At 65.9% G+C, this 12,943-nt stretch carries 4 protein-coding genes; 2 read left to right on the top strand and 2 right to left on the bottom strand.

The features are described from left to right. The first annotated feature begins 59 nt into the window (after nucleotides 1-59). Both LCL61_RS38790 and LCL61_RS38785 read left to right on the top strand, forming a co-directional pair. Nucleotides 60-9,620, top strand: a complete 9,561-nt coding sequence (locus LCL61_RS38790) for an RHS repeat-associated core domain-containing protein (protein ID WP_340684336.1) — start codon at nucleotides 60-62, stop codon at nucleotides 9,618-9,620. Further along, nucleotides 9,617-10,111: an SUKH-3 domain-containing protein gene (locus LCL61_RS38785; protein ID WP_340684335.1), complete on the top strand. Its 495-nt coding sequence runs from the start codon at nucleotides 9,617-9,619 to the stop codon at nucleotides 10,109-10,111. The genes LCL61_RS38790 and LCL61_RS38785 overlap by 4 nt, the downstream gene beginning before the upstream one ends. Before the next feature lie 574 nt (nucleotides 10,112-10,685). On the opposite strand, the gene pip is transcribed toward LCL61_RS38785, so the two are convergent. After that, nucleotides 10,686-11,645: a prolyl aminopeptidase gene (gene pip / locus LCL61_RS38780; RefSeq protein ID WP_340684334.1), complete on the bottom strand. Its 960-nt coding sequence runs from the start codon at nucleotides 11,643-11,645 to the stop codon at nucleotides 10,686-10,688. Nucleotides 11,646-11,734: 89 nt separating this feature from the next. Continuing rightward, the gene (locus LCL61_RS38775) at nucleotides 11,735-12,709 is read right to left on the bottom strand and encodes a hypothetical protein (protein ID WP_340684333.1); all 975 of its coding nucleotides are present in this window, start codon (nucleotides 12,707-12,709) and stop codon (nucleotides 11,735-11,737) included. Nucleotides 12,710-12,943: the final 234 nt, after the last annotated feature.

Raw genomic sequence — 12,943 nt, 5'->3', positions numbered from 1 at the left:
CCGACCTGCTCTGAAGGAGCCGAGGGCTGTCCTGGGTGGGCATCCCAAGGGGGGAAGTCATGAAGCGGATCCGTCGTGGACCTGTCCTGCGCGCAAGACTCCGGGTGACGCTCGCGTTGCTGCTGATCGTCGCACTCGTCGCGACATTGGGGCCGGCGGCTTCGCAGCGGTTTCCGTCGTCGGACGAGGCGGGTGCGGCGGCTGTGGCGGACGCCCCGAAGCAGGAGTCGGGATCCGCCGAAGGCGTCGCGGACCGGCCGACCCCCGACAACGCCGCCACGCCCGCGGTCAATCGGGCGACGGCCGCTTCGCTTCAGTCGAAGTACCCGCCGATCTCCTTTCCGGAACCCGCCTCAGACAAGCGCAGCAGCGCCGAAGTCGTGCCGCCGCCCGCCGCCCAGGTACGTGGTTTCGACGCGCAGGCCAGCAAGGAACTGCCGCAGCAGCGCACGACGCACAGCAGTGTTTACGACAACCCCGACGGTACGCAGACCACCGTCTACGGCCAGGATCCGCTGAACTTCCCGCTGCCGGAGGGCGGGTTCGGCCCTGTCGACACCCGCGCTGTCCCCGACCAGGCAGGCGGATGGCGCAAGGCGGGCGACGAGCTCCAGGTCCACATGGGACAGACGAGCGGCTCGATGCGGGTGAGCGACGGCGCCGGGCACGAGGCCGCCTTCACCCTGCTGGGTGCGCGGGCGACAGCCGGCCGCGCGGAAGGCAACGCCGTCGGGTACGCCGACGTTCTGCCGAACGCCGACATGCGGGTCGAATTCACCGCGGGCGCGGCCAAGGAGTGGTTCGTCCTCAAGAACCCCGACGCTCCCCATGCCTGGGAGTTCGCGCTGGATCTGAAGGGACTCGAGGCGAGGATCGCCGATGGCCAGGTGGTCTTCGTCGACCAGGCGGGTGCGGTCGTCCTGCGTGTCCCGGCGGGTTACATGCTCGACTCCAGCCGTCAGGAAAGCGGTGACCCCGCGACCTCCTATGGCGTCACCTACCGGCTCGGAAGCCGTGATGGCAAGCAGATCCTCCGGGTGGAACTCGACTCCGCGTGGCTGCGGGACCCGGCCAGGGTCTACCCCGTGCGGGTCGATCCCACCGTGGTCAAGGAGTCGGTCAGCACCGGCAACCTCATGGTGGAGAACGGCACTCGGCACATCAACGCCAGCGAGTTGCGCATCGGCCGCAGCGGCGGCAAGACCGCTTCGAGCTACCTGCGCTTCGGCGGCATCGGCGGAGATCTGAAGGACAACAGGATCTTCGGTGCCCAGCTGCAGCTGACCAACTTCTGGTCCGGCTCCTGTACACCCCGTCCGATGAGCGTGCACCCGGTCACCGCGGACTGGGGTTCCTCCGGAACGCCCCCGATCGGCGGTGCGCTGGGTGGCGGGGTCTTCTCGCACGGGTACATGGCCCCCTTGGCGACCAGGTCGAACTGCCCGACCGCCCACGAACTGATCGATCTGGGCGTCGGCGGCCGGGAGCTCGTCCAGCAGTGGGCGGGCGGTGCTCCGAACCACGGTCTCTCCCTTCAGGCGCCGACGGACCCGGCGGCGTGGAAGCGCTTCACCGGCTTCGGCACGGCCAACCCCCCGCGCCTCTACGTGACGCACTCGCCTTACAACGCCGACTACCGCATCGACCGAGCCACACCGGAACCGCCGGTCACCCGCGCGGCCTCGGGCAAGGTCAAGATCACCGTGACGAACCGCGGTGCGCAGGCCTGGTCGCGCAACGACTTCGCGCTGGGTTACCGCGTCTACGACCGGAGTGGTAACCCGCTCGGATCCCAGATCGCGGCCGAGCTTCCCGGTGACGTGGCGCGCGGCGCTTCCGTCACACTCGACGCGGAGATCAAGCCGATCGGGGTGGGCAGCTATCTCCTCGACTTCAGCATGCTCCGCAAGCCCGGTGACTACTTCACCGATCACCAGGTCGCGCCCGCTCGGATCGGTCTCGACGTGTACGACGTGCCGCCGTTCATCAAGCAGCAGTACCCGCTCAACGGCGCCTCCGTCCAGACGCTGACCCCGCAGTTGTGGGCGAGCGGTATCGACGTCGACCCGCCCGCGGGCAGCACTCTGAAGTACCGGTTCGAGGTTTGCGAAAAGGGCGCGGACGACAACCCGGTCAACTGCTTCAGCTCGGCGCACCAGACGAGTCCGACCTGGACGGTTCCGGACAAGAAGTTGTTCTGGAACAAGATCTATCTCTGGCGCTCGTTCGCGTTCGACGGCACCAGCGAGAGCGAGGCGCTGCCGTTCAGCGCCATCTTGAGCGCGGTCCCGCAGCCGGCGATCACGTCGCATATGGCCATGACCCCGCACAGCGGGACCGATCGTGACTTCGACCCGATGGTCGGCAACTATCACTCCAGTGCGGTCGATGTCCAGATGCCGACGGCCGGCCCCGGCCTGAGTGTCATCCGGACCTACAACACCCTGGATCCCCGCCGCGACCACTGGTTCGGCACGGGATGGGCGACGAAGTACGACATGCGCGTGGTCCGGGACTACGTGGGGAACGCCCTGGTCACCTATCCCGACGGCCAGCAGTTGCGGTTCGGGCTGAACCCGGACGGCACCTACGCGCCGCCGCAGGGCCGGTTCGCCGGCTTCAAAGCCGAGCCGGACGGCGGCTGGTCGCTGACCGACAAGTCGGCGACCACGTATCGCTTCGACTCCGAGGGCAAGCTGACCGGTTACGCCGACGGCGTCGGGCGCGGGGTCAGGATCTACTGGGAGGGTGACGCTCTCACCCGTGCCCTCGACCTGGCCAGCGGGCGGCAACTCGTCTTCCGGATCCAGGACCGCAAGGTCGCCGAGGTGTTCGCGACCGAGGTCAACGGCCAGATCCGGAACTGGAAGTACGTCTACGAGGGCAACCGGTTGCGAGAGGTCGAAGACCCCCTGGCGAACGTCACCCGGTACGACTACGCCGATCAGTCCAGGTTCCGCACGGTCGTCAACGACACGGCACCGGACGGCTACTGGCGACTGGGTGATCAGAACGGCGACACCGCCGTCAGCCAGGTGGCGCTCAACCGGGGCAAGGACAACGGCAAGTACAAGAACGTCGTGCTCGGGACGGCGGGAGCGGTGCCGGGTTCGGCCGACACCGCGGCGACCTTCAACGGGTCGACCTCGGTACTGCAACTCCCGGACGGGGCGATCAAGAAGAGCAGGGATCTCTCGGTCGGGCTGTGGTTCAAGACCAGTGGTGCCGGTGTCCTGCTGGGCTACCAGCAGAACGAGATCTCGGGTTCGCTGCAGAACGCCTACACCCCGGCGTTGTACGTCGGGACGAACGGAAAGCTCTACGGGCAGTTCTCGGACGGCACGACCGCGCCGATGAGCACTTCCGGTGTGGTCAACGACAACAAGTGGCACCACGTGGTGCTTTCCGGATCGCTGGCGACACAACGGCTCTACCTCGACGGTGTCCAGGTCGCGACCAAGCAGGGCGTGATCGATCACGGTAACCAGACCAAGACGTACGTGGGCGCCGGCTTCGTCTCCGGTAACTGGCCCGCCAAGCCCGGCAACGACCACGGGTACTTCGCCGGAGCGATCGACGAGGTGGCCGTCTACACCAAACCCTTGGGAGACAACGCGGTCCGCGAGCAGTTCCAGGCTGCCCAGCCGTCCGAGGGGCTCAGCAAGATCACCCTGCCCAGCGGCAAGATCGCCGCCGAGGTCGAATACGACACGGTCAGCGAGCGGGTGAAGAGCTACACCGACCGCAACGGCGGGAACTGGCGGCTCGGCGTCCCGGTGATCACCGGTGAAGAGAACAATCTGATCCGCACGGTTCAGTTCACCGATCCGGGGAACCGCAACCACACCTTCGACTACGACCCGGTCCGGGGCCGCATTCTGCGGACGGTCACTCCGCTGGGGCTCGGTGTCCGTCCGGAAGACCAGGCCGGGCAGCCCGCGGGGGAAGTCGGCTACGGCATCCGAACCTACGACTACGACGACGACGGCAACCAGAACACCATCGTCTCCGAGAACCTCAACGAGGTCACGCTCGGATTCGACCAGCGGGGCAACGTCATCAGCAAGCGGACGTGCCTGCTGCCCGGCCGCTGCCAGACCGAATACTTCGGCTACCACTTCAGCCAGGACAACCCGCTCGATCCGCGTAACGACAAGGTCGTCTGGAGCCGGGACGGAAGGTCCACGAACGCCGAGGACAACCGGTACCTGACCACGTACCTCTACAACGCCAAGGGTGACCTCCTCAACCAGAAGATGCCCGACGGCGGCGAGGTCGTGCACACCTACACCACGGGTACCGAGCAACCGCTCGACAACGTGGGTGTCCCGGTGCCGGCCGACCTGTTGCTGTCGACGGTGAGCGCGACGGGTGAGAGCACGAACTTCCGGTACTACAGCACCGGTGATCTGGGCGAGATCCAGCAAGCGTCCGGAATGCGGACACGGTTCGTCTACGACGCCGCCGGACGGCGGATCTCTTCCACGATCTACGTGGACGCGTATCCCGACGGCATCACGACCACTTATGAATACGACGCGCTTTCGCGAGTGAAGGCCGAGACAGGGCCCGAGACCACGAACGCCGTCACCGGTGTCAAGCATCGTGCCCGGACGGTCACGTCCTATGACAAGGACGGGAACATCGAGCGCGAGGAGGTTTCAGACCTCGCCGGCGGCGACCCGGCCCGCGTCACCACTCGGGAGTACGACGATCGTGGCCGTCTCGTGCACCTCGTCAACCCCGGGGGCAAGGGGACGCGGTACGGCTTCGACGTCTTCGGCAACCGGATGTTCGAAATCGACGCGAGCGGCGTGAAGAAGTCCTATGCCTACACGGCTCGCAATGAAGTCGCCGAGGTGCGCCTGCACGGCTGGCACGGTGGCGTGGTCGACCCGGCCGACGGGGACGGCCGGCCCGGTGACGGGGAAGGGGACACCGACCCGGCGAACTCGAAGCCGACGGTGCTCGAGTCCTTCCGGTACGACGAGTCCGGACGGCAGATCCTGCACGTCGACGCGATGGGCCGTACGACACGGAACAATTACTACGCCAACGATCTGGTCGCTCAGGTCGTCGCGGAGGGCTATAAGGATCCGGTCACCGGATACGTTCGAGACCTCGTGCTGGAGAACAACAGCTACGACGGCGCCGGGAACCTGACCAAGCAGACCACGGCCGGAAACCGGACCACGACCTACGACTACGACACGGTCAACAGGCTCACACAGTCGATCGAAGACCCTGGCGGACTCGATCGCAGCACGAGGTTCACCTACGACCGCAGCGGCAATGTGATCCGCACCGAGAAGTCCGGTAGTCCCTCGAACACCGGCGGCGGACAGGTGAACACCGCGGAGATCACCGAATTCGAATACAACGCCTCCGGCCAGCGAATCAAGCAGACCGTCCACAATGGTCTGGAACGATTGACCACCACCTGGGACTACGACGAACGCGGCATGCCGGTGTCCGTCACCGATCCTCGTGGGAACCAGTCGTCGTCCCAGTACACGACGACGATGGCGTACGACCAGCTGGCCAGGCCCATCCGGGCCACCGGTCCGCGAGTCCGTACGGAGTCGAACGGCGGCGCGCCGGTGGACGCGCAAGCGACCATGGTCACCGGCTACGACACCTTCGGTTCGGTCACGCATACGAAGGACCCGCTCGGCCGCGTCACCACGGCGGAGTACGACAAGCTAGGGCAGCTGGTGAAGGCGAGCCTGCCGTCGTACACACCGCCCGGTGCCACGGCGCCGATCACGCCGACCAAGGAGATCCGCTACGACGCCGTGGGGCGTGTGATCAAGCAGATCGACGCCCGGCAGCACGCCACCGACCTGCGGTACGACCAGCTCGGCAGGCTGCTGGAACGGCACGACCCACAGGACGGTGGCACGGCCGCCGGGGTCTGGAAGTACTCGTACACGATGACCGGCCTGCCCCTGTCCGCGACTTCGCCGACGGGCGCCCGGGTCGAAGCGACCTATGACGAACTGGGCCGCAAGGCCACGTCGACCGCGGTGGAGCGATTCCCGACGCCTGCCGCGTACACCACGAAGTACCGGCACGACGACGCGGGCAACGTGGTGGCGGTCGAGAATCCGGCGGGCGAGAAGAGCCTGAACACCTACGACAAGCTGAACCAGCTGATCACCGCGGTCGACCCGGCCGGGGTCACCACCAAGCGGGGCTATGACCGGCAGGGCAGGCTGGTCCGGGCGAGCGACGGCGCGGGCGTCACGAAACGGCTCAACTACGACCTGGCCGGCCGCGTGATCTCCGAGTTCGACGTCGACGGCCAGTGGACCGGCTCGCAGCCGGTGTTGCGGGAGCGCAAGTTCACCTACGACCCCGCTGGCAACATGCGGACGTCGGAGGACTGGGAGAAGCGGGTCACCACGTTCAGCTACGACGCGGCGAACCGGCTGTCGAGCCAGATCGAGCCCGTCGCGGACGGGAAGACGATCACGACGTCGTTCGGCTACGACGCGGCCGGAAACCGCACCAGGTTCACCGACGGCCGATCGAACAAGACCGTCTTCACCTACAACAGCCTGAACCTGCCGGAGTCGGTGGTCGAGCCGTCCACCGCGGCACACCCCGCGGCGGCGGATCGGACCTGGACGCAGTCCTATGACGCCACGGGCAACGCGACCCGGCTGACCGCGCCCGGAAACGTGAACCGCGACCGGACCTTCGACGCGCTGAACCGGATGCTCACGGAGACCGGCTCGGGCGCCGAGACGCAGACCACCGGCAAGACGCGGACCTACGACGCAGACGGTCGTGTGCGGGTGGCGGGAAGCGACGCGTACACCTACAACGACCGCGGTGGTCTGCTGACCGCGACCGGCACTTCCGGTGCGTCGTCCTTCGAGTACGACAACGCCGGGCGCGTCATCACCCGGAAGGATGCCGCCGGTACTACCGGTTACGGCTACCTCAAGGGCCGTCTGGACTCCGTGACCGACGGCGCGACCGGCGGCAAGCTGACCTACGGCTACAACGAAGCCGGCAAGGTCAAGACGGTCGACTACGGCGCCGGTCGCGTCCGCACTTACGACTACGACAACCTCGCACGGCCGAAGTCCGATGTCCTGAAGGAAGCGAACGGCACCGTCCTGTCGTCGATCGCCTACACCTACGACCCGAACGACCGGGTCAAGACAAAGACGACCGCGGGGCTGGCCGGCTCCGGTCAGAACAGCTACTCGTACGACTTCCAGGGGCGCATGCTCTCCTGGACGGACCCGTCGGGTAAGTCGACCGAGTACGGCTGGGACGACTCGGGCAACCGGGTCAAGGCGGGTGACAAGAACGCGACCTACGATGAGCGGAACCGGGTCCTCGCCGACGGCGACTACACGTACGCCTACTCGCCGCGCGGTTCGCTGAGCTCACGCACGTCGTCTGGCATGGAGGAGAAGTACTCCTTCGACGCCTTCGACAGGCTGGTCAAGTTCGGTACGACCGAATACACCTACGACGACTTCGACCGGCTCGCCACCCGAGGCGGACAGAAGTTCTCGTACGCGGGTATGGAACGAGACACGGTTAGCGATGGTGTTTCGCGCTTCGGCCGCAGTCCTGACGGCTCATTGGTGTCGCTCTCGCAGGGAGCCGATTCCCGGCTCACGCTTTCCGACCGGCACGGTGACGTCGTCGGCGCGCTGGCGCCCGCGTCGGGTGGCGTCGTCGACTCTACGGCGTATGACCCGTACGGCAAGCGGATCGCGTCGACCGGTGCTTCGCGGACGGTCGGTTTCCAGGGCGACTGGACGGATCCCGACAACGGGAACGTCAACATGGGGGCGCGGTGGTACCAGCCGGGTTCCGGCACCTTCGCTTCGCGCGACAGCATCGATCTTCCGTTCTCGCCGTCGATCAGTTCCAACCGGTACTCGTATGTGCTGGGTTCGCCGCTGAACTACTTCGACCCGGATGGCCACGGCTGGTTCAGTGACCTGTGGGACAAGGCGGGCACCATCGTGCACACCGCCCTGGACGTGGCGGGCATGATCCCCGGTATCGGCGAGATCGCCGACCTCGCGAACGCCGCGATCTACGCGGCCGAGGGTGACTGGGAGAACGCCGCCTGGTCGGCGGCGGGCGCGATCCCGTTCGGTGGCAACGCCGCGACCGCGGCGAAGTGGGCTCGAAAGGCGGGCGACTTCATCGGCAACGGCCGGCGAGCGGGCCGCCACGCCGACGACGCGATCGGTCTCGGCCGTCGCTATGGCGATGATGTCGCCGGTGCCGCTCGCCGGGGCGTCGATGACGCCGCGTCGGCCGCCGCTCGGAAGGCTTCCGCGGTAGCGGCCGCTCGCAAGGCGGCTGCCGCGGCCGCCGCTGCCGCGGCTCGGCGGGCCGCGGCGATCCTGGCGAAGAAGAAGGCGGCTGCGGCTGCCGCGCGGGGTGCCGCGGAGCGGACGGCGAAGCGGAATCCGATTCCGACGTTGAAGGCGGCGTTGAAGCCGGTGTTCAAGGGGACGGATTTGGTGTCGTCGTCTCCGTTGATGCCTGCTCGGGTGGTGCAGGCGTTCAAGGCGGATGTGCAGGATGCCGGCCGGGTCTTCGACTTCTTCAAGAAGCAGGTGGTAGGGGACGGGAACGTCGTCCAGAACGTCGCGGAGACCGTGACGGCGGTGTCCGAGGTCGCTCAGTCGGGGGCTTCTCCTGACGATCTTCTGTCCGCTCTGGGTGGTCTGGCCGGGCGGAACAAGGGGCGGGGTAAGCATCACGACGAGTCGTCGAGCGGTCCGGATACGAGCTGTGTGTCGAAGAACAGCTTTGATCCGAACACCCTGGTCGTGATGGGTGACGGTTCCCGTAAGCCGATCAAGGACGTGAAGGTCGGGGACAAGGTCCTGGCGAAGGATCCGACGACGGGGCGTTCCGCGGTTCGGGTGGTGACCGATGCCCGTTCGTATGCGAGTAAGCGGACGTTGGTGGAGGTCGGTGTCGCGGGTGAGGCCGGTCGTGGGTCTGTGGTGGCGACGGATGAGCATCCGTTCTGGGTGGAGTCGGAGAAGCGATGGTCTCACGCCGTTGATTTGAAGGCCGGTCATCGGCTGGAGACCGGTGACCATCGGGATGCCACCGTCACGGGGACGCGGTCGTGGTCGGAGGTGCGGCGAGTCTACAACCTGACCGTCGACACCGACCACACATACTTCGTTGTCGCAGGTCAGACACCGGTCCTCACTCATAACGACGACTTGTGCGACACGGCGCTCAAGAGCCAGTTGATGGCTATAGGCAGGGAGTACATCGCAGAGGTCGAAGCCGGGTTGACCGAGGGGCAGGATCTGCCGGGAGCATTCGCTATCGGGCGTGATCGTGAAACGGGGCGCATCTATAAGGGGCACAGTGGATCCAGCGAGGGGCTTTCTCCAGGAGTCGAGGCATGGCTGCCGTCGGTGTCGCAGCACCCGGGAGGCCGCCCAGCGGGGGTATGTGCGGAGGCGCGTATGTGTAGCAATGCGCTCGGCGATGGAGCAGAGTTGAGGAACCTTGATATTGTGACTTTGAATCAGAAGGGCAAGAAGTTCAAGATGTGCCCGAACTGCCAGGTCTGGGTGCCGCAGGCGGTGGGAAAGGTTTTGACGGGATGACCGAGATAAGTGGAAGGCCTCGTGCGGCTGGCCTGCAAGATGCGTTGAGGAATGCGATCTCCGTCGAGGTGGGATCGGTCGACGTCGATGCTGCCTGCGTTCGATATAGAGAAGAAGACTACGGTGTGACACCGTGGCTGCGGGAGTTCCTTGAAAATTACTCTGAACTTACTGTCGAATGGAGTTATCGGAATGACTCGGGAATTGCCACAACTGGACTTACCACGGTGGTCGATTGTGCGCTGTCGGTGTCGCGTCGGAATGTCAGGAATGACATCCGGCGCATTGGGAAGACGGTCCTGCCGGTAGGATTGGCAAGCGAAACGGAAGATCGAATACTTCTTGCTGAAGATGGAGAGATACTGATCGCCGGCGATGCCGGCACTCAGAGAGTTGCGAACGGATTCGAAGCTGCCATGCGCGCACTCATTGCCAATGATTGGGATAAAACCTACCTCTTTTCGTCGAATATTCCCCCCGGCATAGCCTGACGGCGCCTGTCGAGCCCGGCGAACGGTTGCTGAGATATCACGCCTTGATGGCTACGATTCCGCTTCGAATGTCGGTGGGTGTCCGCTTGGCCAGTGAAGGCCGCTGACATGTCTGGGAGGGGTTTCTGGCGTCGTCGACAGTACCTGCGCCTGTCGGTTGGCAACCCGGTTTGGAGCAACGTTGTTTGTTTGAGTATTCGTGGTAGTGATGCCGGGTGGCAGAAGCGTTGAAGGATCTTGAAGCTGGTTTAGGCAAGGGGATGTGCTCAAGGCGGTCGGGGCTAGTGATGCGTATGAGCACGCGGCCTTTGTAGTTCCTCGAGCGCGATTCCGCTGCTGCTGCGATAGACGCTCGCGCGTCGGCAACCTTCCTCGGATAAGAAGCTGGCGGAAGATTGCTGGCAGTGGCGCCAGTGGGTATTAGAGAGGGCAACTTGGTTTGTCAGAGCGATCAGGGGTGTCTGGAAGACGAGATCCGCGATGCCTCGAAGGAGGGTTCGAGTCCCCAGGGCCTCAGGAGAGGGGCGAAGTCCTCGATTATGCGGCGCGGGCGATTCCGGCTCAAGAGACTTGATCACGTCGACCGGAAAGAATCCGTCGCTTCCCGAAGTGCCGCCAGCATTCCCGGATCCGTCACCGCGTGCCCCGCCGCCTCCACCAGTTCCAGCTTCGAGTCCGGCCAAGCCCGGTGTAGCTCGTAAGCCGTCACTGGAGGACACACCGCGTCGTAACGCCCCTGCACGATCACGCCAGGGATCCCGGTGAGCTTCCCGGCCTCCCGGATCAACTGTCCTTCCTTCAGCCACGCTCCATGGCAGAAGTAGTGCAGCGCGAGCCGCGCGAAGGTGACCGCGAAGTCCGGGGAGGCGTACTGGTTGCGGAAGGCCGGGTCCGGGCGCAGGCAGACGATCGCGCCTTCCCAGGTGCTCCACGCGATGGCGGCGCGCTCCCGGATCGCCCGATCGGGGTGATAGACGAGCTCGCGGTACGCAGACAGCGGGTCGTCGCGGCGGTCTTCGGGGATCGGGGCGAGGAACGCTTCCCACTCCCGGGGGAAGAGGTTCGCGGCGCCGCCGTTGTAGATCCAGTCGAGTTCGCTGCGGCGGACGGTGAAGACGCCGCGCAGGATGATCTCGCTGACGCGGCTCGGGTGGGTTTCGGCGTAGGCGAGGGCGAGGGTCACGCCCCACGAGCCGCCGAAGAGCTGCCACTGGTCGAGATTCAGCCGTTCGCGCAGTTTTTCCATGTCCGAGACGAGGTGCCAGAGGGTGTTGACCGACAGGTCGACGTCCGGCGTGCCGATGTGCGGAGTGCTGCGGCCGGCGCCGCGCTGGTCGAACAGGATGATCCGGTAGGCCTCGGGATCGAAATGCCGCCGCGCCATGGAGGAGATGCCGCTACCAGGGCCTCCGTGCAGGACGACCACGGGTTTGCCGTCCGGGTTCCCGGCTTCCTGGCAGTAGATCCGGTGCCCGTCGCCGACGTCGAGCATGCCCTCGGCGCGCACGTGGATCGGCGGGTACAGGTCGTCCATAAGGACACTCTGCCCGAATCGGCGAGTGTCCGAAGGGTGGGGGCCCGCCCCCGCCGCCGGGCTGAGCGGGCCCCCGGTCTTCGGTCGCGTCAGCAGCCCGCCGTGGCGGCCACGTTCGCGAATCCCTTCCCGGCACCGGTCACCTTGTTGCTCGCGCAGACCTTGTTCCCGGTCGCCGCCTTCACGAGATAGAAGCCGTACGCGTAGGAGGACTGCACGTCCGCGGTGTTGCCGGAGAAGGTGTTGCCGCGGCCCCAGCCGTCAAGCTGGACATGGACCTCGAAGCCGCCGTAGGTCGCGTCGTGCACGAAGACCTTGCTGCCTCGGTTGTCCGCGACCACGTAGTTGTTGCCCTTCATGTCCACCCAGCTGTCGGCGAAGTGCTCGCCGCTCTGCCCGGTCCCGTCGAAGACGTTGCCGCGCAGTTCGCCGCCGGTGGTGCCTTCCTTAATGTCGATCGACTCGGCTCGCACGTTCGGGCCGATTTTGTTGTTCAGCGCCTTGTTCCGGTCGCTCCGGTCGGGCGTGCCGCCGGGCCAGTTGCCCTTCGCGGAACCGAAGTAGATGCCTTCGCCGTAGCCCGCGTACTCGCGGCCGGTGTCGGTCACCTCTGAGTTCTTCACGACGTTGTCGGTGCTCGTGTACTGGAAGTGGATGCCCTCATGGCCGACACCGGTGACCTTGATGCCGTCGACGACGGTGTTCTTGACGCCCGTCGCCATCAGGCCCTTCTGGCCACCGGTGAGGGTGAAGCCGGTCAGGTTCCAGTAGCTGCCGGTCAGTTCGAGCGTGCGCCCGGCCGAGGCTTTGATGACCGCGCTTCGCGGACCCTTCAGCGTGATGCGGCTGCCGGACGTGCCGCTCTTCGCCGCCTTGAAGTTGCCCGTGAAGGTCGTGTCGGCCGCGAGTTCGATGACGGTGCCTGGAGTGACCGAAGCGAGCGCCGCCGTGAGCTGCTCCGAAGTCCCTACGCGGACCGTCGCGGCCTGTGCGGGGTACGCCGCCAGCGTCGACAGCAGGGCGACACCGGTCGCAATGGCCAGAACCCGCTCACGAACACGCATCCGTGGTCCTCCTCGTCGAGGGATCGAAGCTCGGTCGTGGCGGCGACGGGCTAGACGTTAAGCCTCTTTACGAACGTGCGTCAAGGACATGATTGAAGTTCATATACGTGAACGACTAAAGGAGGGTCGCCCTGCGCGCCCCACCCCAAGAGAGAGCAAGGGACCTTTGCTACCGCCTCCCGGCGGGTGGGTGTGTGTGGAAGCAGGGACGTTGAGCGTCCCTGGAGCGCGCGA

It is taken from the genome of Amycolatopsis coloradensis (assembly GCF_037997115.1).
GTDB lineage: Bacteria > Actinomycetota > Actinomycetes > Mycobacteriales > Pseudonocardiaceae > Amycolatopsis > Amycolatopsis coloradensis_A.
This window is presented reverse-complemented; position numbering and strand designations above follow the sequence as displayed.

Bases quoted from the DNA above. Each gene is read 5' to 3' on its own strand.
- LCL61_RS38775 (WP_340684333.1), bottom strand. From the start codon at position 12,709: ATGCGTGTTCGTGAGCGGGTTCTGGCCATTGCGACCGGTGTCGCCCTG.
- LCL61_RS38785 (WP_340684335.1), top strand. From the start codon at position 9,617: ATGACCGAGATAAGTGGAAGGCCTCGTGCGGCTGGCCTGCAAGATGCG.
- LCL61_RS38790 (WP_340684336.1), top strand. From the start codon at position 60: ATGAAGCGGATCCGTCGTGGACCTGTCCTGCGCGCAAGACTCCGGGTG.
- pip (WP_340684334.1), bottom strand. From the start codon at position 11,645: ATGGACGACCTGTACCCGCCGATCCACGTGCGCGCCGAGGGCATGCTC.